Source organism: Streptomyces sp. NPDC090798, assembly GCF_044768965.1.
In the GTDB taxonomy this organism is placed as follows: Bacteria; Actinomycetota; Actinomycetes; order Streptomycetales; family Streptomycetaceae; genus Streptomyces.
Window position 1 is genome coordinate 103,460 of record NZ_JBIVXA010000007.1, and the last position, 26,931, is coordinate 130,390.

Annotated in this window: 23 protein-coding genes; 9 read left to right on the forward strand and 14 right to left on the reverse strand. The window is 72.5% G+C overall.

Features of this window, described 5'->3' with window-relative positions; all coding sequences use genetic code 11:
- Window positions 1–20: 20 nt before the first annotated feature.
- A complete protein-coding gene (gene ilvY / locus ACIQTP_RS17170; protein ID WP_403400637.1) occupies window positions 21–878 on the reverse strand; it encodes an HTH-type transcriptional activator IlvY in 858 nt (285 codons plus the stop codon).
- 88 nt (window positions 879–966) lie between these two features.
- On the opposite strand from ilvY, the gene ACIQTP_RS17175 reads away from it, so the two are divergent.
- The gene (locus tag ACIQTP_RS17175) at window positions 967–2,451 is read left to right on the forward strand and encodes a ketol-acid reductoisomerase (protein ID WP_403400639.1); all 1,485 of its coding nucleotides are present in this window, start codon (window positions 967–969) and stop codon (window positions 2,449–2,451) included.
- Here the strand turns inward: ACIQTP_RS17175 and ACIQTP_RS17180 are convergent.
- Genes ACIQTP_RS17180 through ACIQTP_RS17190 form a run of 3 tightly spaced genes read right to left on the reverse strand, consistent with a single transcriptional unit; the run spans window position 2,448 to window position 4,637 of the window.
- Entirely contained in the window at window positions 2,448–3,431 is a 984-nt protein-coding gene (locus tag ACIQTP_RS17180) for a phosphotriesterase (protein WP_403400641.1), read from the reverse strand. The genes ACIQTP_RS17175 and ACIQTP_RS17180 overlap by 4 nt on opposite strands.
- Window positions 3,428–4,012 carry a DUF4865 family protein gene (locus ACIQTP_RS17185; RefSeq protein ID WP_403400643.1) on the reverse strand — a complete coding sequence of 195 codons (585 nt, stop codon included), beginning with the start codon at window positions 4,010–4,012 and terminating at the stop codon, window positions 3,428–3,430. Before ACIQTP_RS17185 ends, ACIQTP_RS17180 begins: the two co-directional genes overlap by 4 nt.
- Window positions 4,013–4,034: 22 nt before the next feature.
- A complete protein-coding gene (locus ACIQTP_RS17190) occupies window positions 4,035–4,637 on the reverse strand; it encodes a TetR/AcrR family transcriptional regulator (RefSeq protein WP_402039756.1) in 603 nt (200 codons plus the stop codon).
- 174 nt (window positions 4,638–4,811) lie between these two features.
- Here ACIQTP_RS17190 and ACIQTP_RS17195 point away from each other — a divergent pair, with 174 nt between their 5' ends.
- The 3 genes from ACIQTP_RS17195 to ACIQTP_RS17205 are packed head-to-tail and all read left to right on the forward strand — an operon-like array spanning window position 4,812 to window position 8,433.
- Window positions 4,812–5,120: an SHOCT domain-containing protein gene (locus ACIQTP_RS17195; protein ID WP_403400645.1), complete on the forward strand. Its 309-nt coding sequence runs from the start codon at window positions 4,812–4,814 to the stop codon at window positions 5,118–5,120.
- Window positions 5,117–5,875, forward strand: a complete 759-nt coding sequence (locus ACIQTP_RS17200; protein ID WP_403400647.1) for an ABC transporter ATP-binding protein — start codon at window positions 5,117–5,119, stop codon at window positions 5,873–5,875. The genes ACIQTP_RS17195 and ACIQTP_RS17200 overlap by 4 nt, the downstream gene beginning before the upstream one ends.
- Entirely contained in the window at window positions 5,872–8,433 is a 2,562-nt protein-coding gene (locus tag ACIQTP_RS17205; protein ID WP_403400649.1) for an ABC transporter permease, read from the forward strand. The genes ACIQTP_RS17200 and ACIQTP_RS17205 overlap by 4 nt, the downstream gene beginning before the upstream one ends.
- A 26-nt stretch (window positions 8,434–8,459) precedes the next feature.
- Here the strand turns inward: ACIQTP_RS17205 and ACIQTP_RS17210 are convergent, their stop codons facing one another.
- Complete coding sequence (locus ACIQTP_RS17210) at window positions 8,460–8,993, reverse strand: ATP-binding protein (RefSeq protein WP_403400651.1); 534 nt, start codon at window positions 8,991–8,993, stop codon at window positions 8,460–8,462.
- A 1,548-nt stretch (window positions 8,994–10,541) separates the two neighbouring features.
- Window positions 10,542–10,865, reverse strand: a complete 324-nt coding sequence (locus ACIQTP_RS17215) for a hypothetical protein (RefSeq protein WP_054228734.1) — start codon at window positions 10,863–10,865, stop codon at window positions 10,542–10,544.
- 376 nt (window positions 10,866–11,241) lie between these two features.
- Between ACIQTP_RS17215 and ACIQTP_RS17220 the strand changes: the two genes are divergently transcribed.
- On the forward strand, window positions 11,242–12,366 hold the full coding sequence (locus ACIQTP_RS17220) for a PLP-dependent cysteine synthase family protein (protein ID WP_403400653.1): 1,125 nt from the start codon (window positions 11,242–11,244) through the stop codon (window positions 12,364–12,366).
- A gap of 132 nt (window positions 12,367–12,498) precedes the next feature.
- Here ACIQTP_RS17220 and ACIQTP_RS17225 read toward each other — a convergent pair whose 3' ends face one another.
- The gene (locus ACIQTP_RS17225) at window positions 12,499–12,978 is read right to left on the reverse strand and encodes an SRPBCC family protein (protein WP_403400655.1); all 480 of its coding nucleotides are present in this window, start codon (window positions 12,976–12,978) and stop codon (window positions 12,499–12,501) included.
- Window positions 12,979–13,058: 80 nt separating this feature from the next.
- Entirely contained in the window at window positions 13,059–13,889 is an 831-nt protein-coding gene (locus ACIQTP_RS17230; RefSeq protein WP_403400657.1) for a DeoR/GlpR family DNA-binding transcription regulator, read from the reverse strand.
- A 280-nt stretch (window positions 13,890–14,169) separates the two neighbouring features.
- Between ACIQTP_RS17230 and ACIQTP_RS17235 the strand changes: the two genes are divergently transcribed.
- Window positions 14,170–16,512 (forward strand): hypothetical protein, encoded by a 2,343-nt coding sequence (locus ACIQTP_RS17235; RefSeq protein ID WP_403400659.1) that lies wholly within the window; start codon window positions 14,170–14,172, stop codon window positions 16,510–16,512.
- A gap of 28 nt (window positions 16,513–16,540) precedes the next feature.
- On the opposite strand, the gene ACIQTP_RS17240 is transcribed toward ACIQTP_RS17235, so the two are convergent.
- From ACIQTP_RS17240 to ACIQTP_RS17255, 4 genes are all read right to left on the reverse strand, one after another.
- A complete protein-coding gene (locus ACIQTP_RS17240) occupies window positions 16,541–18,976 on the reverse strand; it encodes a right-handed parallel beta-helix repeat-containing protein (RefSeq protein ID WP_403400660.1) in 2,436 nt (811 codons plus the stop codon).
- A gap of 158 nt (window positions 18,977–19,134) precedes the next feature.
- The gene (locus ACIQTP_RS17245) at window positions 19,135–19,740 is read right to left on the reverse strand and encodes a hypothetical protein (protein WP_403400662.1); all 606 of its coding nucleotides are present in this window, start codon (window positions 19,738–19,740) and stop codon (window positions 19,135–19,137) included.
- Window positions 19,741–19,901: 161 nt separating this feature from the next.
- Window positions 19,902–20,726 carry an MOSC domain-containing protein gene (locus ACIQTP_RS17250; RefSeq protein ID WP_402039777.1) on the reverse strand — a complete coding sequence of 275 codons (825 nt, stop codon included), beginning with the start codon at window positions 20,724–20,726 and terminating at the stop codon, window positions 19,902–19,904.
- Window positions 20,727–20,794: 68 nt separating this feature from the next.
- Window positions 20,795–21,238, reverse strand: a complete 444-nt coding sequence (locus tag ACIQTP_RS17255; protein ID WP_075025618.1) for a DUF6643 family protein — start codon at window positions 21,236–21,238, stop codon at window positions 20,795–20,797.
- Between the two features lie 303 nt (window positions 21,239–21,541).
- Between ACIQTP_RS17255 and ACIQTP_RS17260 the strand changes: the two genes are divergently transcribed.
- Window positions 21,542–22,969 carry a TerD family protein gene (locus tag ACIQTP_RS17260; RefSeq protein ID WP_403400665.1) on the forward strand — a complete coding sequence of 476 codons (1,428 nt, stop codon included), beginning with the start codon at window positions 21,542–21,544 and terminating at the stop codon, window positions 22,967–22,969.
- 31 nt (window positions 22,970–23,000) lie between these two features.
- Here ACIQTP_RS17260 and ACIQTP_RS17265 read toward each other — a convergent pair whose 3' ends face one another.
- On the reverse strand, window positions 23,001–24,176 hold the full coding sequence (locus tag ACIQTP_RS17265; protein WP_403400667.1) for a glycosyltransferase: 1,176 nt from the start codon (window positions 24,174–24,176) through the stop codon (window positions 23,001–23,003).
- Between the two features lie 58 nt (window positions 24,177–24,234).
- Here ACIQTP_RS17265 and ACIQTP_RS17270 point away from each other — a divergent pair, with 58 nt between their 5' ends.
- On the forward strand, window positions 24,235–25,020 hold the full coding sequence (locus ACIQTP_RS17270; RefSeq protein ID WP_403400669.1) for a glutamate racemase: 786 nt from the start codon (window positions 24,235–24,237) through the stop codon (window positions 25,018–25,020).
- Between the two features lie 141 nt (window positions 25,021–25,161).
- Window positions 25,162–25,707, forward strand: a complete 546-nt coding sequence (locus ACIQTP_RS17275) for a hypothetical protein (RefSeq protein ID WP_402039785.1) — start codon at window positions 25,162–25,164, stop codon at window positions 25,705–25,707.
- A 12-nt stretch (window positions 25,708–25,719) separates the two neighbouring features.
- Here ACIQTP_RS17275 and ACIQTP_RS17280 read toward each other — a convergent pair whose 3' ends face one another.
- Window positions 25,720–26,790, reverse strand: coding sequence for an O-antigen ligase family protein (locus ACIQTP_RS17280; protein ID WP_403400671.1), 1,071 nt, complete (start codon window positions 26,788–26,790; stop codon window positions 25,720–25,722).
- Window positions 26,791–26,931 lie beyond the last annotated feature (141 nt).

A 26,931-nucleotide genomic window follows, 5' to 3' on the forward strand; every position in this document is an offset into this window, starting at 1 on the left:
AGACCGTCGACGCGGCCCCCTCACGCCCTCGGTGTGCTCAGGCTCCACAGGGCCGCCACGAGCGATCGCCGCAGGTCGGCCCTGCGGACGCACAGGCCGATGGGAAACGGCTCGGGCGGCGGATCGGCGGGGACCACGGACAGCCGGTCGCGCACCGCGCTGTTGTCGAGCACCAGGCGCGGGACGACCCCCGTGCCGCAACCGAGCGCCACGAGCGTCAACAGCCCCTCGTGGCCGTCGGGTTCGGCCGCCGCGCCTGCTGTCCTGCCGCGGGCCCGGAACCAGCGGTCGGCCGCCTCGCGGACCAGGCCGCGGTGGGGGAGTACGAAGGGACCGTCGAGGCCCGGGTCCGGGCGGTCGCGGGCGGTGACGAAGACCAGCTCGGTCGTCGCCACCGTGCGGCCGACCAGCGGCTCCGGCAACCGCGCCGGAATCCCCGCGACCGCCACATCGACCTCCCCCTCGTCGAGCCGGGCCAGCGCGGCCGCCGCGTCACCGGTGCGCAGGTCGAGCCGGACCTGGGGGTGGGCGGCCCGGAAAGGCGCCAGCAGATCGGGGAGCAGTGCCTGACATGCCGTCACTGTGGCGAACACCGCGAGGCTCCCGGTGAGTTCGGCGGGATCCGGATGCTCCTCACGGTACGAGCGCCACAACTCGAGCGCGTCGGCGGCGTACGCGCGGAAGCGGTGGCCCTCCGCCGTCAGCGACACCCCTCGCGGGCCGCGGTCGAGGAGCCGGTGTCCGACCTCCGCCTCCAGGCGCTGCACGGTCCGTGTGAGCGTCGCCGGACTGACATGACAGTCGAGACTCGTGCGTCCGAAGTTCAGCGTCTGCGCCAGGTGCAGGAAAAGCCGCAGCTCGCGCTGGTCGTCTCGCATCCTCCCACCTGCACCTTTCATGTCGCGCAACGCCGCGCTGCACAAGTTGCGCTTGTCGCAAGAGCTGGTCGGAGCCTACAACTCGACCATGACCTCGACGACGCACACCGCCCCGTACACCTCCACCGTCTTCCCGCTGGAGACCATGGACGTCCCCGGCGGCACCGAGACCATCCTGCGCGGCGGCCGGCACCTCTTCCCGCTGCTGGCGACCGCCTTCGCGGGCGTCCGCCGCATCGGCGTCATCGGCTGGGGACCGCAGGGCCGCGCCCAGGCCCAGAACCTGCGGGACTCGCTCGCGGACACCGACATCCGGGTGGCCGTCGGCCTGCGCCCCCACTCCGCCTCCGCCGCGGACGCCCGCGCGCACGGCTTCACGGAGGAGGACGGCACGCTCGGCGACTGGCTCGCCGTCACCGCCGCCAGCGACCTCGTGATCCTGCTGATCGCCGACGCCGCACTCGCCGCGCACCACCAGGAGATCTTCGCGGCGCTGCGGCCGGGCGCCACCGTCGGGCTCTCGCACGGCTTCCTGCTCGGTCATCTGCGCGAGACCGGCGGGGAGTTCCCCGCCGGGCACGGGGTGATCGCCGTCTGCCCCAAGGGCATGGGCGACTCGGTGCGCCGGCTGTACCAGCAGGGCGCGCAGATCAACGGAGCCGGGATCAACAGCAGTTTCGCCGTGCACGCCGACCCCGACGGCCGTGCCACGGACCGCGCCCTGGCCTGGTCGGTCGCTCTCGGCTCCCCCTACACCTTCCGCACCACACTGGAGAGCGAGTACCGCTCCGACATCGTCGGCGAACGCGCCATCCTGCTCGGCGCCGTCCACGGCATCGTCGAGAGTCTGTACGGCCGCTTCCGCCTCGCGGGCGACGACGCGGTGACGGCGTACGAGCGGTCCTGCGAGAACATCACCGGGCCGATCGCCCGGACGATCTCGCGCGACGGTCTGCGGGCGGTCCGCGAGGGCCTCGACGTGAGCGGGCGTGACGTCTTCGACCGGGTGTACACGGCGACGTACGGCCCCGCGCGCGAGATCGTCGCCGAGATCTACGACGAGGTCGCCGACGGCACCGAGTTGCGCAGCGTCGTCCTCGCCGAACGGCGGCTCGGTGCCCGCCCGATGAGCCGGATCGGCGGCTCGCCCATGTGGTCCGCGGCCGGCGACGAGGTGCGGGCCAGGAGGGACCGACGCGCCCTGCCCGTCGACCCGTTCACCGCCGGGGTGTTCATCGCCACCATGACGGCCCAGATCGACGAGTTCGCCGAGCGCGGCCACCCCTGGTCGGAGATCGTCAACGAGTCCGTCATCGAGGCGGTCGACTCGCTGCTCCCGTACATGCACGCCCGCGATGTGGCCTACATGGTCGACAACTGCTCCCGCACGGCCCGTCTCGGCGCCCGCCGCTGGGGCCCGCGCTTCCAGGCGGCGTACGAGCAGATCGCCTACCCGGCCGCCGAACACCCCGCCGACGAGGCTCTGTTGACGGCCTTCGACACCCACCCGGCACACGAGGCCCTGACCACCGCGGCGAAACTGCGGCCGTCCGTGGACATCTCGGTGGCCTAGGGTCTGTCCGGCAGCCGTGGCGGACGGGGTGGTGCACCGCGCCATTCCACGGCGAGTGCCCGGCCGGGGTTCTGTGTGAAGACGCGCTCCACGAGTTCCGCACCCAGAGCCAGTGCGAGCCGTGGGCGCACCCGGCGCAGCAGATACGGCATCCCGGGGCCGCCGTTGACCGAGCGCGCCGCCGCGGTCGTCGTGTCGGCGCCGAGGAGCAGGCGGTCGCCGAAACCGGCGTCGGCCAGGGCGCGTAGGGCGTCGGGCATGCGCCAGTCGGTGGCGTGGTTCGTGCGGGAGGGGCCGTCGAAGGCGAGGTAGGCGCCCGCCTCGGCGGCCTGGCGCTGCACCACGAGGTCCGGGGAGCGGTTGAGGTGGCCCAGGATCACCCGGTGCGGCGGCACCTCCAACTCGCCGCACAGCAGGTCGAGTACGTCGAGCGCGGCCGTGCCCAGCTCCAGGTGCACGGCGATCGGCGCGCCGGTGGCGTGGTGCGCCTCGGCCGCCGACGTCATCGTCCAGCGGGCGTGCGCGTCGAGCGCGTGGAAGCCGCCCGCGACCTTGACGAGTCCGGCCCGGACCCCGGACGTGCCGATGCCCGAGGTGAGCTCGGAGACGAAGACGTCGGTCAGCCTGCCGCGCAGTTCGCAGAGCGACTCCGGTGAGTAGTGGACCGCCTGGTGCAGGCCCGTAGCGGCGACCACATGGACGCCGGTGTCACGGGAGAGCAGCGGCAGGTCCGCGGCGCGCCGGCCCAGCCCGTACGGCGTCCACTGCACCACGCTCCCGCCGCCCTGCTCGCGGAACGCGGCCAGTTCGGCCCGCGCGGCGGACGCGTCGCGCAGTTCCTGGCCGGGGAGCGCGGGACTGCCGAAGAAGAGGTGGTCGTGGGCGTCGCACACCCCGAGGTGCTCGGGCGGCACGTCCGCGAGGACCGTACGGACCCTCGCGGGGACGGCGCCACCGAGGCTCGTGGAGACAGGGCTCACCACTGCCGGCCCCGGGGCAGGCGGTCGCGCCCGGGTGCCGACAAGTGCAGCACCTGGAAGACCTCGCCGGGGGCCTTGGGTGTGTCGTGGTCCCAGAGAGAGAAGTGGACCAGTTCCCACTGGCGCGGGTCTACGGCGGCGGCCGCGCACACCGCGCCGTCGAGCGAGGCCAGCCGCTCCGCCTCCGCCGCGGCCTTTGCCATCGCCTCGGCCAGGTCGGCGCCCTCCGGTACGGGCTGCCGTCGGCGCACCGCGAGTCGGGCCGGCGCACCGGCGGCGCCGCCATCCTCGTAGGCGAGGCCCGTCCAGTTCTGCACCACCGGGCGCCCGAAGTCATTGACGAGTCCTTGGAAGGCACCGTCCCAGAGGAAGGAGTTCATGCCCTCGACGGTGTTCCAGAGGTAGAAGGGCGCGTACTGGTTGACCGGCGAGCCGTGCACCCCGCGCTCACGCATCAGATACGTCTTGAAACCGAGCCCCTCCCAGTCGTCGAGGAGGTGCCCGATGCGGGAGACCCGGGCGCGGATGATCCCCATGTCGTAGTCGGTGGGAAACGTCAGTTCGTACTGCATCGCGTGCATCGCATGCCTCCTTGAGGGGCCTTCAGGCCTTCAGGCCTTCAGACGAGGCTCGGACGGCGGGGGAGAGCAGGGCGAGCAGTCCGCGGACGGCCGTGTCGAAGGCGGCCGGGGAGCCGGAGGCGCGCGCGAGCACATAGCCCCCCTGGACGGTCGCGAGAATCGTCGCGGCGATCTCCTCGGCGTCCAGGGACGGCGCGAACTGCCCTCGTTCCTTGCCCTCTTCGACGATCTGGGCCAGTCGCTCGCGCAGCCAGTCGATCGTCTCGTCGACGGGCGCGCGCAGCTCCGCACTGGCGATCACGTCCGGGTCCATCGTCAGCCGGCCGACCGGACAACCGCGCAGGACGTCTCGCTCCCGGCGCAGATACGCCTCGACACGCTCGTACGGTGAACCGGGCGCGCCCAGTACGCCCTCGGCAGTAGCCCGCAGTTCCTCGGCGGTGCGTCGGATCGCGGCCAGGGCGAGATCCGGCTTGCCCTTGAAGTGGTGGTACATGCTGCCCTGTCCGGCGCCCGCGTGCTCCTGGATCGCCTTGGGGCTGGTGCCCACGTAACCGCGCTCCCACAACAGCTCGCGCGTGGACTCGATCAGCCGCTCCGGAGTGCTCATGAACTCACTGTACATACTAGTAGGTACAGAGTCGAGTTGGCGGCGAGAGCGGGCTGAGGAGCAGACGGTGACGCCCCGCGTACTCCCGCGGGGGTACGGGAACGGCCGCTGGCCGTACGACGACTCGGGCCCCCTCGCGGAGCGAGTCTCGACGCATCGCAACTGCTCCCACCTAGGAGATGACCCGACATGCAGACCCTGGCGAACTGGGACGGCGGCCCCGGCCCGTGGATCCTGTTCCTCCCGCTGATCTGGGCGGCCGTCGTGATCGGCGTCGTGACGGTCCTGCGCCGCACCGTGGGCCGCGGGCGCCGCGGACCGTGGCGCGCCATGGGCGGCTTCGGCCCGCCCCGCGACTCCCGCTCGACGGGCGACTCACCGATCGCGCTGCTCGGCCGCCGCTTCGCCACCGGCGAGATCGACGAAGACGAGTACTGGCGCCGGCTCTCCGTCCTGGACGAGCAGTTCGGCCGCCCGGGCAAGGGAGGAGCGGCATGACGACCGCCATCACGACGCGTCATGCCGCGGGTGTCGCCGACGCCGTCAAGGTGTACGGCAGCGGCGACACCGCCGTCAGGGCCCTGGACGGGGTGAGCGTCGGCTTCCCGGCCGGACGCTTCACCGCGATCATGGGCCCCTCGGGCTCCGGCAAGTCCACCCTGATGCACTGCGCGGCGGGCCTGGACACACTCACCTCGGGCGCCGCGTTCATCGGCGACACCCCACTGAGCACGCTGGACGACCGCCGCCTCACCCTCCTGCGCCGCGACCGCGTCGGCTTCGTCTTCCAGGCGTTCAACCTGATCCCGACGCTGACCGTCGCCGAGAACATCACGCTGCCGCTGGACCTCGCCGGGACGAAGGGCTCCCGCGAGTGGATCGACGCGCTCGTCGACGTCGTCGGCCTGCGCGACCGGCTCCATCACCGCCCCGCCGAACTCTCCGGCGGACAGCAGCAACGCGTCGCCGTGGCCCGGGCGTTCGCCGGCCGTCCCGACGTCGTCTTCGCCGACGAACCCACCGGCAACCTCGACTCCCGCTCCGGCGAGGAGGTCCTGAACCTCCTCGGCCGCGCGGTGCGCCGGATGGACCGTACGGTCGTCATGGTCACGCACGACCCGGTGGCGGCCGCCCACGCCGACGAGGTCGTCTTCCTCGCCGACGGACGCCTCGTGGACCGGATGGAGTCCCCGACGGCAGACAAGGTCCTCGACCGGATGAAGGCGTTCGACGGCAAAGGCGGGCGGTCGTGAACGCCTCCGTGCGCCTGAGTGTGTCCTCCCTGCGCGCCCACAAACGCCGCTTCGCCGGGACGTTCCTGGCGGTGCTCCTCGGTGTCGCCTTCCTGGCCGGAACGCTGGTCATGGGCGACACACTGCGGGCGAGCTTCAGCGCGCTGTTCGGCGACGCCACGAAGGGCACCGACGCGGTCGTCCGAAGCGCCGACGCCATCACGACGCCCGGTGAGAGCCAGGGCGTGCGGCAACCGGTCGACACCGCCCTGGTGAAGACCGTCGAGCGGGTTCCCGCGGTCGCGGCCGCCGCCCCCGACATCCAGGGCGCGGGCCAGCTCGTCGGCAGCGACGGCAAGCCCATCGGCGGCCAGGGCCCGCCCACCCTCGCCGGCAACTGGATCACCGACCCGAAGCTCAACCCGTACCAACTCGCCGCGGGCCACGCCCCGTCGAAGTCCGGCGAGGTCGTCGTCAACCGCGGCGCCGCGAAGAAGGGCGGCCTGAAGATCGGCGACACGACCACCCTGCGCACCCCCGATCCCGTCAAGGTGACGATCGTGGGCCTCGCGACCTTCGGCGGCGAGGACGGCATGGCGCAGGTGACGTTCACCGGGATGACCCAGGCCGACGCCGAGAAGTACCTCACCGCGAAGCCCGGCGAGGCCGCGAACATCCGGGTGCGGGCCGGCCCCGGGGTCGGTCAGGCCGAACTCGTCGCGGACCTGACTCCCGTCCTGCCCAGGGGAGTCGAGGCGATCACCGGCCAGGAGTCGGCGCGGGAGAACACCGACATGATCTCCAGCCAGTTCCTGAACATCTTCACCACCTTCCTGCTCGTCTTCTCCGGCATCGCGCTACTGGTCGCGACCTTCTCCATCCACAACACCTTCGCGATCGTCGTCGCCCAACGCACCCGTGAGAACGCGCTGTTGCGCGCCCTGGGCGCCTCCCGCCGCCAGGTCACGGCCTCGTCCCTGGTCGAGGCGAGCGTGGTCGCGGTGACCGCGTCGGCCGTCGGCCTCGCGGGCGGCGTCGGGATCGCGGCCGGGCTGCAGGCGCTGTTCCCGGCCATCGGGTTCCCCTTCCCCCAGGGCGACTTGGTGATCAGCGGCCTGTCCATGCTGCTGCCGCTCGCGGTCGGTGTCGTGGTCTGCCTGGGCTCCGCGCTGCTGCCCGCCGTACGAGCCGGACGCACCGCGCCGCTGGCCGCGCTGCGCGAGACGGCAGTCGACCAGTCCGGGGCCTCACGGGGGCGGGTGATCGTGGGCGCGGCGCTGGCCCTACTGGCGGCGGGCGCCACCCTGACCGGCGTACTGGTGAGCCAGTCGCTGTGGCTCGCGGGCCTCGGCGCCGTCCTGGCCCTCGCCGCCTTCGTGGTCCTCGGACCCGTGGCGTCGTCGGCCGCCGTACGAGCCCTCGGCGCCCCCCTCGACACGCTGCGCGGTGTCACCGGCGGCCTGGCCCGGCGCAACGCGCTGCGCAGCCCGAAGCGGACCGCCGCCACCGCGAGCGCCCTGATGATCGGCGTCGCCGTCGTCTCGCTGTTCACGGTCTTCGGCGCCTCGCTGAAGGCCACCATGGACCAGACGGTCTCCCGGTCCTTCGCGGGAGACGTCGCCGTCAGCACTCCGTCCTTCGGCGCGGGCGGCAGCGGGCTGAGCCCCGAACTGGCTCCCGCGATCGCGCGGCAGCCGGCCGTCGAGTACGCGGTCGGCCTCGGCCGCGGGGTCGCCCAAGTCGACGGCAGGGGGCGGGCGCTGACCGTCACCGACCCGGTCACACTCGCCAAGGTGTTCGACCTCGGCGACGTACGCGGCTCCCTCGACCACCTGGGCACCGACGGCATCGCGCTCACCCGGAAGGAGGCCGACACACAGCACCTCACGACCGGCGACACCGCCCGGCTCACCTTCACCGACGGCAAACGGGAGAACTTCACCGTCCGCGCGGTCTACGGCCGCTCCGAACTCGCCGGCGACTACGTCATCACCCGTGCCGCCTGGGCCCCGCACCGCACCCAGGACTCCGACTCGCTCGTCGCCGTCACCTTCAAGAACGGTGTCAGTACGGCCGACGGCAAGGCGGCGGTCAAGAAGGTCGCCGCGCGGTACGGCAATCCCGAGGTGCAGACCCGCGACGAGTACGCGCAGTCCTCGGCCGGCGGCATCGACATGATGCTGACCCTGGTCTACGCGCTGCTCGCACTCGCGGTGCTCATCGCCCTGCTCGGCATCGCCAACACGCTCACCCTCGCGATCCACGAGCGCACCCGTGAACTCGGTCTGCTGCGGGCGGTCGGGCAGACCCGGGCGCAGCTGCGCGCCATGGTCCGCTGGGAGTCGGTCCTCGTCGCCGCCTCCGGAACGGCGGGCGGGCTCGCCCTCGGTGCCTTCCTGGGCTGGGTGCTCGTCGAGGCCTCCGACGGCGCGTCGGACAGCGCTTTCGCCTTCGCCATCCCGCCCGTGCGGCTCGTCGTGGTGGCGCTCGTGGGCCTCGCGGCGGGAGCCCTCGCGGGACTGCGCCCGGCCCGGCGGGCAGCACGACTGGACGTGCTGCGCGCCATCGCCACCGAGTGACGTACGAGACGGGGGTCACCGCCCGGTCAGCCGGCAACGGCGGACCGGGCGGGAGCGTGTTCGGGCCGGCGTTCGTCGAGGGGGTCGAGCGGGTCGACGGCGTGTCGGCGCGTGGTCTCGCGAGTCGGTTCGTACGGCGGAAGCACGGGCTCCGCCACCGGGGGCGAGGTCGCCGGCAGGGTGAACCACACGACCTTGCCCGACTCGCCGTTCGGACGCACGCCCCAGCTCTCGCTCACGGCGGCGATCATCGCGAGACCGCGTCCGCAGGTGGCCGTGGGATCCACGTCCTGCACCTCGGGCAGGCGGGGGTCGTGGTCGTGCACCGAGACCGTGAGCCGGTCGAGCAGCAGCTCGATCTCCACGGTGCACACCTTGTCCGGCTGGGCGTGCCGGTGGACGTTGGTCAGCAGCTCGGTCACTCCGAGCGCGGCCCGGTCTATCAAGGGGTCCTGATGCCAGTAGCGCAACTGCGCAGAAAGGATTCTGCGGACCTGGCCGATCCGCGACGGCAGGGCTTGGAGCTCCACCGTGCAATGCCTGTTTGGCTGGCTGATCACGGCTGCGACTCCCCGAATTGAGGTCCGGAAGAAGACGGAGATCGGATCCAGCAGAGTGGCTGAGTGGAACGGCCGCCTGCTGCGGTGACCGGCGGACTGGTTCGTAGCGTTATCGCCGGTAAACCCAGAGTGATGATGTGAGAACAGCGTGACTCAGGGGGTGCGGTCCTGCAACTCGCGCCGCGGTCCGCTCCGGCCCGAGCCGTCGCGGGGCGGGGGTCTCGCCTGAGCGGCGGCGTCCGGCGGCCCGGGTTTCATCGTTCACCGCCGTGGGCTCCGGTCGGATCACTCACGCGTCGGCTGTCGTCGGCTGCGAGCGGGGGCCGCTGGGCCGAGGGTTTCGGTGCGGGATCGGGTTCTTGTGGGCTGTAACGGTTGCGGGCTGTGGGCGGATTGCTCACGCGTCGGCTGTCGTCGGCTGCGAGCGGGGGTCGCTGCGTCGAGGGTGTCGGTCCGGGATCGGGTTCTCGTGGGCTGCAGCGGCTGTGGGCTGTGGGCGGGTCGCTTATGCGCCGACCGTCACCGGCTGCGAGCGGGGGCCGCCGGGCTGATGGCGTCGGTCCGGGATCGGATTCCCTTCGGCCGTAGCCGACCGAGGCCCCCGACACCGACCCTCGCTGGTCGCGCCCCGGAGTCTCCTCTTCGGACCACGCCCGGCCACAAGCCCGCCAGGGCTTGGCCACTGACCGTCGCCGGCCGAGAGCGGGTCGTTCCGGCATCGGGCTTTGGCGGGCGTGGGCCGGGGACTTCCGGGCCGACCGTCGCCGACCCCCGGCCCGGGGCCGTCCTGTCGGCGGTCGCCGGCCGAGAGCGGGTCGTTCCGGCATCGGGCTTTGGCGGGCGTGGGCCGGGGACTTCCGGTCCGACCGTCGCCGACCCCCGGCCCGGGGCCGTCCTGTCGGCGGTCGCCGGCCGAGAGCGGGTCGTTCCCGCAGCGGGTTTCCGCGGGGGTGGGCTGGAGGCTGTTGGATCGGGCTTGGGCGGTTGTCGGCCCAGGGCTCTCGCGCTGGGCATCGCCGGATGTGCGCCCACGGCTTTCCCGTGGGGCGTCGGCGGTTGTGCGTGGGCGGCTGTCGTGCTGGGTCCCACGTCGCGTTCCGCCGGACGCGAGTTCGCGGTGTGCCTTCGGCTCTCGTCGACCGAGGAGGCCGCCGTCGGGACTCGGCGGTCGCGCGCGTGAGGCTCCCGGTCCGGGGATCGGCGGCTGCGAGTCCGGGCCTTGCCGGTCGGCTGTGGCCGGCTGTGGTGAGGGCGTACGTGCCGGACGTCGACGGTGGGACGTCCGAGACCTGCCCGGCCGCCATCTCCGGTTGCGGGCCGGGGCTGCGCGGGCAGGCGACCGGGGGGTGCGCGCCCGGGTCCCGCGTGCCGGCCGCCGCAGGTCGCGAGCGTCGCTGGTCGCGCGCTCGGGGGTGCCCGGCAGGCGGCCGTTGGCCGGGGGCCGAAGGCCTGCGCGCAGGGCGTCCCCGGTCGCGAGTCGTGGGTGCCTGTGTCGGCCCTTGCCGGTGGCGAACCGAAGGCTCCCGTGTCGGTTGCCGCGCGGCCGACTCAGCCGTTGCGCCCCGCCGCCCTGCGAACCGCCTCTATGAACCGGCGCGCCGAGGGCGGCCCCGGCTTGCCCGGCGCGGGGTCGTGCTCGCCGAGCGTCAGCGAATAGCGGGTGCCGTTGACGTCGGCCAACGCCCGGTCCTCGGGCGCGAACCACGGTTTCGACGCCCGCACCGCCTGCACCGGCGCACTGTCGATCTCGCTGCCGTAACTCGTCAGCAACTCCAGCCTGCCGTCGCTGATCCGGACCTGTCCGGCCCGGGTGAGCGACCGCAGCCTCTTCCCGATCCGCACGCCCGTGGCCGTGAACTCCGGCTCCGCCATGATGCTCCGCCCCCTTGTGCGCGTCGGCTGTGCTCTGTCCCGCGTGCAGGCCCCGGATCCCGCGCGGGTCGTGCTCCGGTGTGCGCGACCGCTCCGGGGTGTCATCCCGCGCGGCGCGGTCGGACGCGGGCCGCGTCCCCTGCGGTGCAGTCTGCCCGCAGGCAGCGGCGAGCACCAGTGCGCATGACGAGGTGACGGCGGGGACGGGAGCACTCGCCCGGGTGCGCCCCCGTCGCTTCGGACACCCCTGCTCCAGGGGTGCCTTTGAGGTGCTCAAAGGAGTGTTTATGCAGGTGAGAAGCGTGCGCAAGGTGTTTATGATCGAGGCGTCCGACCATCTGAACCGGCGTCGGCGCGATGCGTAAGGAGCCCCGCCGTGAGCACCCCTCAGCAGATCCGGACCGGCGAAACCCTCGACGTCGACCACAGCGACGCGCGGTACCGGACCTGGCTCAAAGAAGCCGTCCGCAAAGTCCAGGCGGACGCGAACCGCTCGGCGGACACCCACCTGCTGCGCTTCCCGCTGCCCGAGGCGTGGGGTATCGACCTCTACCTGAAGGACGAGTCGACCCACCCCACCGGCAGCCTCAAGCACCGCCTCGCCCGCTCACTCTTCCTGTACGGGCTCTGCAATGGCTGGATCCGGCCGGGCCGCCCGGTGATCGAGGCGTCCAGCGGCTCGACCGCGGTCTCCGAGGCGTACTTCGCGAAGCTGATCGGCGTGCCCTTCATCGCGGTCATGCCGCGCACCACGAGCGCCGAGAAGTGCCGTCTGATCGAGTTCCACGGCGGGCAGTGCCACTTCGTGGACGACTCCCGCAGGATGTACGAGGAGTCCGCCGCCCTCGCGGTCGAGACCGGCGGCCACTACATGGACCAGTTCACCTACGCGGAACGGGCCACGGACTGGCGCGGCAACAACAACATCGCCGAATCCATCTTCCGCCAGCTGGAGTTGGAGCGTTTCCCGGAGCCCGCGTGGATCGTCGCCACGGCCGGCACCGGCGGCACCTCGGCGACCCTCGCGCGCTACGTCCACTACATGCAGGCCGACACCCGCATCTGCGTCGCCGACCCGGAGAACTCGTGTTTCTTCGAGGGCTGGACCACCGGCGACCCGGACGTCACCTGCGACTGCGGCTCGCGTATCGAGGGCATCGGCAGGCCCCGTATGGAGCCGAGCTTCGTGCCGGGCGCGATCGACCGGATGATGAAGGTGCCGGACGCCGCGAGCGTGGCGGCCGTACGGGCACTGGAAGCGGCCATCGGCCGCAAGGCGGGCGGCTCGACGGGCACCGGGCTGTGGAGCGCGCTGAAGATCGTCGCCGAGATGGTGACCGAGGGGCGCAAGGGGAGTGTGGTGACGCTGCTCTGCGACCCCGGGGACCGCTATCTCGACAAGTACTACTCGGACGCGTGGCTGGCCGAACAGGGGCTGGACATCGCGCCCTACACCGCGGCGATCGCGGCCCTGCTCCAGACAGGCGTCTGGCCGGACTGACCGTTGGGGCGCCGCTCACAGGGCGCGTCCACGGGCGGACCTGGGGCCTGTCGTTCGGATCAGGCCTGGGCCGGGGGTCCGATCAAGCTCCGTCGCCTGAAACGACCCGATTCGAACGACAGGCCCTCGCCGTCACGCGCCTGTCGTCGCCAGCCGTCGGTCGAGCGCCGTCACCGCCTGGCGGAAAGCGCGGCCAAGACCCGCCCGGCCCAGCTTCAGGGCCAGCCGGAACGGGGCCGCGCCGTCGGCGGCGAAGGTCCACTGGACCCGGGTGCCCTTCCCGGCCGGAGCCAGCCGCCACTCCTCGACCAGGGCCCGGGGGCCGGGCGCGTTCGAGACGTCCACCCGGTACGCGTACACCTCCGGGGCCTCGGCCACGAGGACCGTCTCCTGGAAGCGCGTACCGCCCCGGAGCCGGATCTCCCGCCCGGCGCCGTCCGCGGTCGGCCGGGCGAGCGTCACCGCCGAGAACCACTCGCTCCAGCCGGGCACGTCCTCGGCCAGCGCGCGGAAGACCACCTCAGGAGGGGCCGCCACCTCGCGGGCGAACACCAGACGCAGAGGAGCGGTGTCGGCGAAGTCGAGCCCCACCGGGTGAAGACGGCGTGCCATGGACGAAACCTCCACCTGGGTACGGAGCCTCCGGTCCCGCGTACAGAGCCGCGGGCAGCGTCACCATAGCTGGCGGACCGTCAGATGTCTGTACCGTCCTCGGGCTCTCCGGCCACCACCAGGCGCCGCAGGTGCTCGGAGACCTCCGCCCGCGCCTCGGCCGGCAGCCCGGCGTCGGTGACCAGCGTGTCGACCTGGTCCAGCGCGGCGAACGAACTCAGACCCACCGTGCCCCACTTGGTGTGGTCGGCGACCACGACGACCCGCCGTGCGGACTGCACCAGCCGCCGGTTGGTCTCGGCCTCCGCCAGGTTCGGCGTCGACAGGCCCGCCTCGACCGATATCCCGTGCACTCCGAGGAACAGCACGTCGAAGTGGAGCGAGGCGATGGCCTGATCGGCCACGGGGCCGACCAGCGAGTCGGACGGGGTGCGCACCCCGCCCGTCAGCACGACCGTGGCCGCGCCCTGCCGCTGGCCGGAGAGGCGCTGCGCCGAGTGGAAGACATCGGCGACCCGCACCGAGTTGGTGACCACGGTCAGGTCCGGCACGTCAAGGAGCTGCTGGGCCAGCGCGTACGTCGTCGTACCGCCCGAGAGCGCGATCGCCGTGCCCGGCGCGACCAGCTCGGCGGCGGCCTGCGCGATGTCCTCCTTGGCGGTCAGCTCCAGACCCGACTTGGCCTCGAAACCCGGCTCGTGCGTACTCGCCTCGACCACCGGCACCGCGCCGCCGTGCACCTTCTCCACCACGCCCTGGCGGGCGAGCGCGTCGAGGTCACGACGGACCGTCATGTCGGAGACGCCGAGCTTGCGGGTCAGCTCGTTCACCCGGACACCGCCCCGGCGGCGTACCTCGTCGAGAATCAGGGCGCGACGCTGCTCCGCGAGAAGGTTCTGATTCTCAGTCACGTCCGCTCCGATCCTTGCGCCACAAGCTGCCCGACACTCCGTCCGAACCCACTCCCACGTGGACATTCTCCTTGTCCTAGGCCTGGAGGACGACCCATCCTCGCACGGGCCACCGACGCGTGCGCCACTCCCCGCAAGGACACCGCGTCCCGCCCGTCGCGTCACTGTCACACGTATCGGGGAGATTCCGTGACCGCAGGTGCGCGCGCACCCCTGAGCGGAGATCCTTGTGCCTGCACATGACACATGCCAGACGCGCGCACGGGGGAAGTGCAGAAAAGTGGAACGTGCACGGGAACACGCCTCGGCGGGAAAGCTCAGCGGCCCCGCACAGCGGCCCGAAGCGGCCGATACCGCCCTCGAACTCCTCGTCCACGGAGTCGGCGGCACCACACCCGAGAAGATGCTGGGCGATCCGCGGACGGTCCGGATCAGCGGCGACGACACCGCGGCCGTGTACCGGCGCGTCGACGACGCCGACGCGGAGCTGCGCCCCGACGACTACCGGGGCAAACCGGTCCCCGAGGCCTATGTGTGGTGCAACCTCACCTCCGGCAACGGAACCCGGGCCCTGTGGCTGTTGCTGCTGCCCTTCATGGTCGTCAACCTCGCCCACTGGATGCGTCCCGCCACCCGCGGCCGCACCCGGACGGTCCGCCTGTACGGCCTGCTCGTCCGGCTGGCCGGGCTCACCCTCACCGTGCTGCTGGTCGCCGCGGCCTGCGAGGTCGCCCTCGACCTGACCGTCTGGCAGTGCGCGGGCACGCGCGCGTGCGCCGAAGCGCACTCCTGGCTGGGCTTCCTGTCCCCGTCTCTGTCCGACAACGGCTGGTGGAGCCGGCCCGGCCGTCGCCTCGCCCTGGCGGGCCTGGTGCCCGCGGGGCTCACCTGTCTGCTCTGGTACCTCTCGCACCGCACCTGGAGCGCGTACGAGTCCCAGCAGCCCGTGTCACGCAGGCCCGAGCCCGCCGAGGAGACCGGTCGCACCGGACTCGGCAGGCCCGGCTTCTGGTACGGGCGCCGTCTGGTGGCCCGGCTGCGCGCCGCGCACACCGCGGCGGGACTCCTCACCGTCACCGCCGCCGTCGGCGGCCCCGCGGCCCGCTTCGACCGGGAGACCGGGGGACCCGCCGTGCTCGGAATCCTCGGCCTGCTGCTGTACGCGTCGCTCGTCGTGGGCGCGGTCGTGGTGCTGTGGGTGGTCTGCCGACGCGGACGCAGCGAACACCGGCTGGACCAGGAACTGGACACCATGCTCGTGCGCGGGCTGCCCCTGGGCTCGATCGCCCTGTTCGCCGTGACCCTGCTGTACGCCGGATGGGCACGGCCCGGCTGGCACTCGACGGGGCGGCTGCCGGGCGACACGACCTTCGGAGGCCTCGCCCTCGCCCAGGGGGTGCTCGTCATCGCGCTCGGCGTGGTGGCCCGCGTTCTGTACCGCACCAGGCCCGATCCGCGCACTGCCCTGCGTGGTCTGGCCGGACCCGCCGTCGCGATGCTGGCCTGCGCCCTGGGCGGCGTGATGTCCGGCGGAGTCGCCCAGCGCGTCGCCGACTGGCTGGACGGCACCCGCGGCTCGCTGCCCGGCCCGCCCGTCCTGCTGACCTGGCAGGCGTCCGTGATCCCGCCGACGCTGCTCGTGCTCCTCGGCCTGTGCGGCAGGCTGGCCCTGCGCACCTGGCGGCTGCGCGGCCTCGAGATGCGCGAGGTGGAACTCGACTACCGGGGCGAGGCCAAGGACACCACCCGCACCGGCCGTATCGCGAGCACACGCGCGATGGCTGCCCTCACCGACCGGGCGCCCCTCATGGTCGGCGTGATCTCGTTCGTGACCCTGCTCCTCGGCGCCGGAGCCCTGGTGGGCGTCCTGACCACCGGTGACGCCCCGGCACAGGCCGCGCGAGGGTCGTACGCCTTCGTCCGTGGCGCCGCCGAAACCGCGCAGGCGCTCGGGTCCTGGCTGATCGGCCTCGGCTTCATACTTCTCGTCACCTCGGGGCGGCGCGCCTACAAGGACCAGGCGGCCCGCCGCACCATCGGCATCCTCTGGGACGTCGGCACCTTCTGGCCGCGCGCCGCCCACCCCTTCGCGCCGCCCTGCTACGCCGAGCGTGCCGTGCCCGACCTGACGTGGCGCATGGTCACCTGGACCCGCGCCACCGGCGGGCGCCTGGTGCTCTCCGGGCACTCCCAGGGCAGTGTGCTGGCCGCCGCCGCGGCCTGGCAGCTGAAACCCTCCGTACGTAGACGGGTGGCGCTGCTCACCTACGGCTCCCCCCTGGAACGGCTCTACGGGCGCTGGTTCCCGGCCCACTTCGGCCCGGCCGCCCTCACCTCCCTGCACCGGGAGGTGGACTGCTGGCGCAACCTGTACCGCCTCACCGACCCCATCGGCGGCCCCGTGCGGCTGCCCGGCGACTGCGGCCCCCAGGTCGACCGCGCGCCCCTGAAGGACCCGCTCGCCTACGGACGCACCCAGGAGCATCCGCTGCCCGCGCCGATCCTCGGACACGGGGACTACCAGGCGGACCCCGCCTTCGCCGAGGAACGCGAACGGCTGCTGGCGCGGCTGCGGCCGGAGGCGGTACCGGGCCCCCGCCCCGACGGCGACGCCACTACCTGAGAGTGACCACCGGTCCACGGGGCGAGGCTCAGGGCAGCTCCGGCAGGTCCTCCGGGTAGAGCAGCGTGAGGTCGTCCGTGCTCGGCTCCTCGAGCTGGGCGACCCGCCCCGCGTGCCGCTCGACCATCGCCTCGAAGGTCTGTCGCGCGGTGCGGCCGTTGCCGAACGCCGGGCCCTTGGGGATGGCCGTGAAGTACTTCAGGAGTGCCTCGGGCGCGCCGGGCGCCAGGCTGTACTCGTGCTCCTCGGCCTGCTGCTCCACGATCCGCAGCAGTTCCTCGGGGATGTAGTCGCTGAAGGTGATGGTCCGTGAGAAGCGGGACGCCACACCGGGGTTGACGGTGAGAAAGCGCTCCATCTCGGCCGTGTAGCCCGCGACGATCACGACGACCGCGTCCCGGTGGTCCTCCATCAGCTTCACGAGTGTGTCGATGGCCTCGCGGCCGAAGTCGCGGCCCGAGTCCTCCGGCGAGAGCGCGTACGCCTCGTCGATGAACAGGACACCGCCGCGCGCCCGGTCGAACGCCTCCTGGGTGCGGATCGCCGTGGAGCCGATGTGCTCGCCCACCAGATCGACGCGGGACACCTCGACCAGGTGCCCCTTCTCCAGGACACCGAGCGAGGCCAGGATCTCGCCGTACAGCCGGGCGACCGTCGTCTTGCCGGTGCCGGGGGAGCCGGTGAAGACCAGGTGGCGGCGGGCGGAGGCCGCCTTGAGGCCCGCCTGCTGTCTGCGGCGGCCCACCTCGATCATGTCGGTGAGAGCGCGCACCTCGCGCTTGACGCTGTCCAGGCCCACCAGCCCGTCGAGTTCACCGAGGACGACCTTCGAAGTACGGGCCGGCTCCGCGGGCTCGGGCTCCGCGGCGGTGACGAGCGGTTCCTGCTCGGTGGTGCGCTGGCCGGGGATCACGCCGAGCAGGCCCGTGGACGAATTGGACGTCTGTACGGCCGTCTCGTGCGCCGGGGGGCGCACTCCGGCGCTCTCGTCGCTCGTGCAGTCCTCGACGACCGGGCCGCCGCCCGGTGTGTTGCCGCCGTCGGCGAACTCGTAACCCCCGCGTGCGCAGCGCTCCGTACGGCACTTCCTCAGCGTCGCCCGGCAGCCGTCGATGACATGGAAGCCGTAGCCCCCGCTGCCCGTCACCCGGCAGTTGTGGAAGCTGCCGCGGCCACCCGCCGACACGTAGAAACCGGCCTCCGCGGGGGAGTCGACCGTGCAGCGCTCGAAGGTGGGGTCGGCGCCCTTGGTGACGATCACGCCGGTCTGCGTGCCGTCCACGGTGCAGCCGGACAGGGTGCCGCCGCTTCCGTGGTCACGGAACCAGGCGCCCGTCGCCGCGTCGCGGATACGGCAGTCGTCGAGCTGCGCGGTCGCGCCGTCACTCACCGAGACGGCGGTGTTGCGCACTTGGGAGAGGTCGCTGTCGACGACGTCCACACGTGAACCGCGGTCGAGGACGAACAGGGCGTCGGGCACGTCGTGCACCCGGCAGGACTCGAGCACCGCGGTCGCGCCGTCGCTGACCCACACCGCGGGGTAGTCGCCCGTGCTGTCGAAGATCTCGCACTGGTTGGCGTCCACGCGTGTGCCCGGGTCCCAGACCGACAGGCCGTTGCGCCCGAACTGCCGGACGGTGGTGCGGGTGAGGGTGAGGACCGAGCGGGAACGCAGGTCCACCGCGTTCTCCGGGATGTCGTGGATGCGGCAGTCGGCGAGCGTGAGCACGGCGTCCGTGTCCAGGGTGACGCCGTCCGACGTCGTGCGGTGCACATCGCAGTCGGTGAGGTGGGCCGCGGCGCGCGCGGTGATCTGCACACCGGATCCCTTGACCTCGTACACCTCGCAACCGACCGCCTCCAGCGAGGAGTTCTCGCCGGTCACCGACAGGCCCGCGCCGGAGGCGTGGTGCACCCGGCAGCGCTCCAGGCGGGGATGCGCGCCGCCGCGGACCGCGATGCCGGACTGTCCGGCCGCGACGACCTCGCACTCCTCGAACACGCCACCGCCGCCGTCGAGCACGGCGATGCCGATGCCGGCCGGATTGTCGACCGTGCAGCGCCGCACGGTCGGGCGGGCGCCACCGCGCACCTCGATGCCGGCCGCGGAGCGCGTGACGATCCGCACGTCGAGGAGCTCCGGGGTGCCCTCCTCGACGAGCAGCGCGGGCGCCGCCGAGTCCTGGCCCTCCACGTGCAGGTCCTGAACCACGGCCGAGGCGCGCACGGTCAGCGGCACGCCGTCCACGGGCGCGATGCGCACGGAGCCGGGGGAGCCCTCCGGGCCGCGCAGCGTCACCGCGCGCTGGACCACGAGATTCTCCCGGTAGGTGCCGGGTGCGACGGTGAGCACGTCCCCGTCGGCCGCGGCCTCCAGAGCGGCGGCCAGCGATGCGTACTCTCCTGTGCGGCGCCGCCACCGCGAGGTGCCGGTGTGCGTCACCTGGACCGTGCCCTGTGCCATGGCGCTGTTGTGCCCCCACCTCGTCGTACGCGGGTCCTGCGAGGCTGTGCTGATACCCCGTCGCGATCAAGAACAGCTTCTCACGACGGCGCCGAACGATTCGGTCGGTCCACCGTAGCGTGCGCGGGCACGGTGGGTTGACCGGAGCCGGAAGGCGGTCAGCTGCCGGTGCCCGTCCTGCCCCAGTCCGGACCCGCCCTGTCCCATGCCTGATCCCAACGGGCGTACCGGCGAAGGACCATGCGCCACACGATCAGGCGTCTGCCGCTGTCGAGGAGCCCGGCGGTGAGCAGGGCCGCGCCGATGCCCGCCAGCACGGCATGCGTCGTCGCGGTGGCCGAATCCAGCGGGCGGGCGACCATGTCACCGTGCTCGTCGGTCCAGAGCGTGAAGTGGTCGCCCTTGTGCGGTGACTTGAGGGCGGCTATCACCTTGCCGTGATGCGCCGTGCCGTCCGGAGCGGTCCAGTCGGCGAGCACACGGCTGTGCGGATCCTGCGCCGACGAGGCCTCGGGATCGGGATCCAGCGGGGCCCGGGCCGCCTTGCCGACCACGGTGGCCGTCACGACGTGGCGGGCCAGGTGCTGGTCCCGAACGGCCTGTTGGAGGGCGTCCTGCGCCGACGCTCCGGTGAGGGCGCCGAGCAGGGGCGCGAGGGTGAGGATCAGCAGGACGGCCAGCAGGGCCAGCCACGCCTCGACCAGATCGGTCGTGCGGCGCAGCGGATTGTGCCGCCAACGCCAGAGTCCGCCGATAGCTCGCACCGTCCCGCACCCCCTTTCGCCTCCGTGATAACCCCCGGCGGAGCCGTTCATATGCGAGCCCCGGGAAAGAGAGAGCGAAATCACCCTTCCCACGGGCCTTTCATGAACTTCTCACGCAGTCTCAACGACCGTGCCAGGGGCCCGGGTTCCCCGCGGGCGGCTCATTCGAGCACCGTGACCGGATCACCGATCCGCACCGTGCCGGGCGACTCCGGCACCAGGTTCTGTCCGAAGACGAGCTGGGAGCCGAAGCGACGGTGGCGTCCGAGCGTGCGCAGCGGCTCCTTGCCGCGCTGGGCGGTGTCCTGGTCGGTGGTGGTCACGACGCAGCGGCCGCACATCTTGGGCACCCGGAAGCTGACCTCGCCGATGGCGATGCGCCGCCAGTCGTCCTCGGCCCATGCCGTCGTGCCCGCCACCACCACGTTCGGCCGGAAACGGTTCATCGGGAGGGGGCCCTCGTCGGCGCGGTCGCCCCGCGCGATCAAGGAGTTGAGCGCGTCCAGCGAGGCGAGGGTGGTGACCAGCAGGGGATAGCCGTCGGCGAAGCTGACGGTCTCCCCCGGACGTGCGTAGTCCGGGTCCACCGGCCTGCGCGTGGCGGGATCGTCCATGTGGAGGAGACGCACCTCGGCGCCCAGATAGTCACTGCACCAGGCGTGCGCGCCCGCGTCGGCGAGGACCGCCTCCACCTTGTCGCCGAAGAGATCCAGCGGCGTCGTGCGGGCCGGCTGGGGCACGAGGACGGTCAGCGGCTCACGGCCGGGCGCGGACAGCCGTATGCCGCCGCCGGGCAGCAGCTCGGCGGCGGCCAGTGCCAGTCGTGGTTGCTGACGCTGGGTGACGACCTTTCCCCCGTCGTCGATCAGTACCCAGCGTCGGTCTCCGGCCAGCCCCCAGGGCTCCACGACGGCCTCCCGGGGCGAAAGAGCCCGGAAGGCCTTGACCGGATGGACATGGATCGAGTGCAGCTCCGCATTCCCCATGACCCCATCGTGCCAGCGGGCACCGACATTCCGGTCCGAATGCCATGGTGCCCGCGTACCCCGGCCTCTCAGTAACCGCGGTACTGCTGGTTGTTGTACGGGTCCTGGTACGGAGCGGGGGCGGGGCGGGGAGCCGCGGGGCGCATCGCCTCGTAGCCGGTGCCGGCCGCCATCGGGCGCTGCGGCTGCTGCTGGGGTCCCGGGTAGCCACGCGGGGCGCCGGCCTGCTGCGGGATGTACGGCGCCGGGGCCTGCTGCAGCGGTGCGGGCTGCTGGGCCTGCGGGTAGCCGCCGTACATGGGGGCCTGCTGCGAAGGTCCGGCGGGCAGGGCGGGAAGTGCCGAGGGGAGCGCGGGAAGATAGCTGCTGCCCGTGTCGTAGGCGGCGGGAACCCTGATCGGGGCGATCTGGGGAGTGCCCCGCTCGGCGACCAGGGAGTCGTAGATCGGGGTGTCCGGGAAGGACGGCGCGGAGTAGTAACCGCCGCCATAGGTGGAGCGGGGGGAGGTCATGGCACATAAGTTAAGCCCACGATGTGCTGGTTGGGGAGACCGATAAGAGGGTTGTTTTCCGTGTCGGCAGTGACGCGGGATCCCCAATGCGAGCGAACTCGGCAAAAAAGGGCGTCAAGACGGGTTCAGATCGCGTAAAGGCCGAGTTCCGAGGGGGTTACCGGTGGTTGACCGGCAGTCTTCGAGGCCCCTCGTGCGATCTTCCGGGGCACCTCGCAGGAGTTCGCTGCTTTGGGGGAATAGGTTGGTCGGGAAAAAGGCCCGAGGGACGGCCCGAGGCGCGGCCTGGCGCGGTGACACGTGATGGGGGCGGACATGACAATGTCTAAAGGTTCGAATGTTCCTGTGCCGACGCGTGCGTTGCGCGTCGAAATGGGGTGGCGTTCGGGGCTCGGGGTCCCCGACGCGGATGCCTCCGCACTGTTGCTGGTCTCCGGAAAAGTCCGCTCCGACGGCGACTTCGTGTTCTACAACCAGCCGGCACACCCCTCCGGCGCCGTGCGGCACGAGGGCAAGCGGGGCGACGGCGGTCAGGTGACCGACACACTGTTCGTCGACCTCGCGCGCGTGGAGGGCGCGATCGAGACCGTGGTGCTGGCCGCCTCCGCGGACGGCGGCACCTTCGGACAGGTGCCCGGTCTGTACATCCGTGTGTTCGACGCGGGGCTGGGCACGGAGATCGCGCGCTTCGACAGCAGGGACGCGACCGTCGAGACCGCCTTCGTGCTCGGCGAGTTCTACCGGCGCCAGGGTGCCTGGAAGTTCCGCGCGGTCGGACAGGGTTACAGCAGCGGACTGGAAGGGCTGGCGAAGGACTACGGAATCACCGTGGACGAGCCCCAGCACGCGGCACCGCCCCCGCCCGTGCCGACCGCCGCCGTGCCGACGGCCTCGATGCCGATCGCCCCCGTACCACCTGCCCCCACACCCCCCGCCGCCATACCGCCCGCGTCCGGTACCCGTGTGGCCGGTCCACCGCCGGTCGGTCCGCCGGTGAACATGCCCCCGCCGGTCGCCCCGCCCTTCACCGCCCCGCCCGTCACCGTGTCGCCCCCCACCACGCCTCCGCCGCCCGCCCGGCCCGGGGTCCCGGTCCGCCTCTCCAAGGTCACCCTCACCAAGGAGGCGCCCTCGGTCTCGCTGACCAAGCAGGGCGGCACGTCCGGCGCCATGCGCGTCAACCTCAACTGGCAGGTGCGCAAGCAGTTCTCGGGGTGGGGCAGCAAGCGGGGCCGTGCCGTCGCGGCGCACCGGGACCTCGACCTCGACCTCTGCGCCCTGTACGAGCTGTCCGACGGCCGCAAGGGAGTCGTCCAGGCCCTCGGCAACGCCTTCGGGGCGCTGCACCAGCCGCCGTACATCCACCTCGACGGCGACGACCGCACCGGTGCCGTGGAGAGCGGCGAGAACCTCACCGTCAACCTCGACCACAAGCAGAGTTTCCGGCGGATCCTCATCTTCGTCACCATCTACGAAGGGGCGCGTTCGTTCGCCGACCTGCACGCCACGGTCACCCTGCAACCGCTGAACGGCGCCCCCGTCGACTTCTCGCTCGACGAGTGCACGGTGCCCTCGACGGTCTGCGCCCTCGCCCTCATCACCAACAACGGCGGCGACCTGATCGTCCAGCGTGAAGCGCGCTACCTCGTTCCCGAGCGCGGCGTGAGCCCGCAGCGCACGGTGGACCGCGTCTACGGGTGGGGCATGAACTGGACCCCCGGCAGGAAGTGACCCACAGGAAATGACTCGCGGGAAGTGAGGGTCAGCGCTCGTCGAGCGCGGTGTCCGGACGTGCGTAGGTGCGGCCCTTCCAGGCCGCGCCGCGCCCCCTGTAGTGCTGCACCGCGGAATCGACCGTCATGAGGAGGTACAGGAACGCGGTCACCGGCAAGGACGCGGCGAGCCACACGGTCTGCCGGTAGTAGCGCAGCATCGGCAGATACGTCGCCGTCATCACCAGCCACGCGAGCCCTCCGGCCGCGGCGATCCCCGTATGCCCGGAGAAGAGACCCGTGAAGAGGGCGACCGGCGGTACCAGATACACCACGGTGAGGCCGAGGACCGTGCCGAGGAGCAGCAGCGGGTTGTGCCGCAGCTGGGCGTACGCGCTGCGCGAGACCATGCGCCACAGGTCGTGCAGCCGGGGATAGGGACGCACGCTGTCGACCCGCTCGGCCAGCCCCAGCCAGATGTGGCCCCCACTGCCCTTGACCGCCCTCGCCAGTGCCACGTCGTCGATGACGGCGTGCCGGATGGCGTCCGGAATCCGCGCCCGCTCGGCGGCGTCCGCGCGCAGCAGTACGCAGCCGCCCGCCGCGGCCGCCGTCCTCGAGCCCTTCACCGCGATCCACCGGAAGGGGTAGAGCTGTGCGAAGAAGTAGACGAAGGCGGGGACGACGAGCCGCTCCCACACGCTCTCCACCCGCAGCCGGGCCATCTGTGAGACCAGGTCGAAGCCGCCGGTGCGCGCCGCGGCGACCAGCGTCCGCAGGCTGTCCGGCGCGTGCGCGATGTCCGCGTCCGTCAGCAGCAGGTATTCGGGGCCACGCGCGCGTGCCAGTCCGACGCCGTGACGCACGGCCCAGAGCTTGCCGGTCCAGCCCGCGGGCGGCTCCCCGGGCGAGTCGACGGTGAGCGGCAGCCCGCCGTGCGTACGGGCCAGCTCACGGGCCAGTTCCCCGGTGCCGTCCGAGCTGCCGTCGTCGACAAGGAAGACCTCGGCCCGCCCCGGATAGTCCTGGGCGAGCAGCGAGGGCAGGCTCTCGGGCAGTACGGCGGCCTCGTCGCGCGCCGGTACGACGACGCAGACGGACGGCCAGTCGTCCGGTTCCCGACGCGGTGGCAGCCGCAGATCCGTACGCCAGAAGAAGCCCTGGCCGAGCAGCAGCCACAGCCAGGCGGCCAGTGATCCCACGGCGGTCCACGCGACGGCACTCACCCGCCGCAGTCTGCCCCACCCCGGGGGTCCGCCGGGGCGGATCGTCTATGGTGACCGGGTGAAGATCGCGCTCATGGACTCCGGAATCGGACTGCTCGCTGCTGCCGCCGCGGTGCGTCGACTGCGGCCCGACGCCGATCTCGTGCTCTCCTCGGACCCCGGCAGCATGCCCTGGGGACCGCGTACGCCCGAGGACGTGACCGCCCGCGCCCTCGCCGTCGCCGAGGCCGCCGCGCAGTACCGTCCCGACGCCCTGATCGTCGCCTGCAACACCGCCTCCGTACGAGCCCTGCCGGCGCTGCGCGCGCGTCTGGAGCCGGAGGTGCCCGTCATCGGCACGGTCCCGGCGATCAAGCCGGCCGCGGCCGGCGGGGGACCCGTCGCGATCTGGGCCACGCCCGCCACCACCGGCAGCCCCTATCAGCGCGGCCTCATCGACGAGTTCGCCGACGGGGTGTCCGTGACCGAAGTGGCCTGCCCTGGGCTCGCCGACGCCGTGGAGCACGGTGACCAGGAGGGCATCGACGCCGCGATCGCCGCGGCGGCCGAGCGCACCCCCGGCGATGTAAGGGCCGTAGTCCTTGGCTGCACCCATTACGAGCTGGTCGCCGAACGCATCCGTACGGCCGTGCAGCAGCCCGGCCTCCCACCGCTCGTGCTGCATGGCTCCGCCGGGGCGGTCGCCGCGCAGGCACTGCGCAGGATCGGCGAGCTCCCGGACCCGGCAGCTCCCGCCGAGGGCTCCCTCACCGTGCTCCTCAGCGGCAGCGAGGGCGGTCTGTCGGCGACCGCGCTGGCGTACGAGGAAGGCCGTCTCCTTCAGGCGGTCAGCCCCGCCCGCTGACCCTGTCACCGTTCGGAGGCCTACGGACGGCGACCGTCCGTCATCGTCCGTCACCTCCCGCCACCGCCCTGGCGCCCACCCGGAGCAGTGACCCTCCGCGACCCGGTGCCCGCGGTGCGGAACCTGAGTAGTCTCGTAAACATGAGGGACCATCCCCGCCGCGAAAACTTCTCGCACCCTGATGTCTGGACCGGGAGTGCGACCAATCGCGTCCAGTGGCTGCCCGCCATAGGCGGGGCCGCCTGCATCGCGCTGGGTGTCGAACTGGCCGTCGACTCGACGTGGACGTCGGGTGTGGCGGCGCTCGCCATGTCCGTCGTCGGGTGCATCGCCGCGGGACTGCTCATCATGTTCGGGACGCTCGCCTTCGTGCACGTCGCCGTGAAGGTCGACAAGGACTGCCTCGAAGTGCGCTGCGGCCACATCGGTCTGCCCCGCCGGCGTATTCCACTCTCGAGTGTCGTCGGCGCCGACTTCGCACCCCGGGTCACCCCGCGGCAGTGGGGCGGCTGGGGCTACCGCTGGCGTCCCGACAAGGGCACCGCGGTCATCGTCCGGCGCGGCGAGGGCGTGGTGCTCCAGCTCGGCGACGGACACACGTTCACCATCACGGTGGACAACGCGGAGGCGATGGTCCGGATCATCCGGGACCGGCTGCGGCCGGCCACGCCCGGCGCGGTCATCTGACCGTCGCGGAGTTCACGGCTCGAGCCGGTTCCTCAGGGGTTGGTCTCCCGCGTTCAGGACGCTCTCCAGGTTCTCGTCGACCAGGGGCCGTGCCGTGGCGAGCCCCGCGAGCAGCCCCGCACCCGCCGTCACCGTGGTGAAGCTCAGCGCGTTGCCCAGCGAGGCGATCGCGGCCAGCGTCGTGAGGGCGGCGCCCGCCGTCAGCGCGATCGTCGTGGACTGCGGCGAACGCCACAGTGAATAGAGGACCCAGCAGAAGACCGCGGCGAGCAGCGCGACGCCGACCAGACCCTGCTCGGCCGCCTGCTGCCACGGTGCCGAGTGGGGCTTGCCGTCGGGCAGCAGCGACTGCGTGACCGTCGGGCTGAGTTCCCCGTACCGCCCGGGCCCCACGCCCAGGGCGGAATGGTGTCCGGCCAGTTGGAGCGCGTCGCGCCAGAGCAGGACCCGGTGCTCGGTGAGCTGCCCCTCCAGGGAGCCGGTGAGACCGTCCGGAAGCACGTTCCCCGCGATCGCCCAGGTCGCCCCCGCCACGAGCGCCGCGGTGAGAGCGAGAGCCCCGAGTCCGAGGGCGCGGCGGCGCACGCGGTCGGCGGCGAGCGAGCACAGCAGCACTCCGGCGCCTGCGGCGCAGCCCGTGGTCGAGCCGAGCACCGCGGCGCTCACCACGATCCCCACGGCGAGCAGACGCAGCGCGAGCCGCTGCGCCGGCCTGCGTGCCGCCCAGGCCGCGCAGCACGCCGCACCGGTGGACAGGGCGAGCAGCGCGGCCGTGGCGCCGCCGTGCCCGAGCGGCGCCGTGAGCTGCGGGCCCGGGGTGTCGGCGGCGGTGAGCGCGAGACCCAGTCCGGCGAGGGCCCCGGCACATGGCGCCGCGACCGGCAGGAGAGCGCCGAGGATCCGGCCCGAGGCGTACCCGGCGGCCACGGCGAGCACGGCCAGGAGCACGCCCTCGGGCCGCCCGTCGTGCGCGGTCGCCGTGATCAGCGCCCACAGCGCGCAGGCCCCGAGCACGATCACTCCCGTGGCGTCCGAAACGTTTCGTCTCTCGCCTTCGGCCGCCGAACCGGCCGCGGATCTCATCCCCGTGGACCCCACCCCGTCGCCCCCCGACCTGTGCCGGGCCCCGACCGCCACGGCCACATCCGGCCGCACGTCAGAGGCTCGGGCACACCGTAACGGCTGATGCGCCGGTTTGTGGATGAGTTGCGCAGGAACGGTGCA

Bases quoted from the DNA above. Each gene is read 5' to 3' on its own strand.
- ilvY (WP_403400637.1), bottom strand. From the start codon at position 878: ATGCGAGACGACCAGCGCGAGCTGCGGCTTTTCCTGCACCTGGCGCAG.
- ACIQTP_RS17175 (WP_403400639.1), top strand. From the start codon at position 967: ATGACCTCGACGACGCACACCGCCCCGTACACCTCCACCGTCTTCCCG.
- ACIQTP_RS17185 (WP_403400643.1), bottom strand. From the start codon at position 4,012: ATGCACGCGATGCAGTACGAACTGACGTTTCCCACCGACTACGACATG.
- ACIQTP_RS17190 (WP_402039756.1), bottom strand. From the start codon at position 4,637: ATGTACAGTGAGTTCATGAGCACTCCGGAGCGGCTGATCGAGTCCACG.
- ACIQTP_RS17195 (WP_403400645.1), top strand. From the start codon at position 4,812: ATGCAGACCCTGGCGAACTGGGACGGCGGCCCCGGCCCGTGGATCCTG.
- ACIQTP_RS17200 (WP_403400647.1), top strand. From the start codon at position 5,117: ATGACGACCGCCATCACGACGCGTCATGCCGCGGGTGTCGCCGACGCC.
- ACIQTP_RS17215 (WP_054228734.1), bottom strand. From the start codon at position 10,865: ATGGCGGAGCCGGAGTTCACGGCCACGGGCGTGCGGATCGGGAAGAGG.
- ACIQTP_RS17225 (WP_403400655.1), bottom strand. From the start codon at position 12,978: ATGGCACGCCGTCTTCACCCGGTGGGGCTCGACTTCGCCGACACCGCT.
- ACIQTP_RS17240 (WP_403400660.1), bottom strand. From the start codon at position 18,976: ATGGCACAGGGCACGGTCCAGGTGACGCACACCGGCACCTCGCGGTGG.
- ACIQTP_RS17250 (WP_402039777.1), bottom strand. From the start codon at position 20,726: ATGGGGAATGCGGAGCTGCACTCGATCCATGTCCATCCGGTCAAGGCC.
- ACIQTP_RS17255 (WP_075025618.1), bottom strand. From the start codon at position 21,238: ATGACCTCCCCCCGCTCCACCTATGGCGGCGGTTACTACTCCGCGCCG.
- ACIQTP_RS17260 (WP_403400665.1), top strand. From the start codon at position 21,542: ATGGGGGCGGACATGACAATGTCTAAAGGTTCGAATGTTCCTGTGCCG.
- ACIQTP_RS17275 (WP_402039785.1), top strand. From the start codon at position 25,162: ATGAGGGACCATCCCCGCCGCGAAAACTTCTCGCACCCTGATGTCTGG.
- ACIQTP_RS17280 (WP_403400671.1), bottom strand. From the start codon at position 26,790: ATGAGATCCGCGGCCGGTTCGGCGGCCGAAGGCGAGAGACGAAACGTT.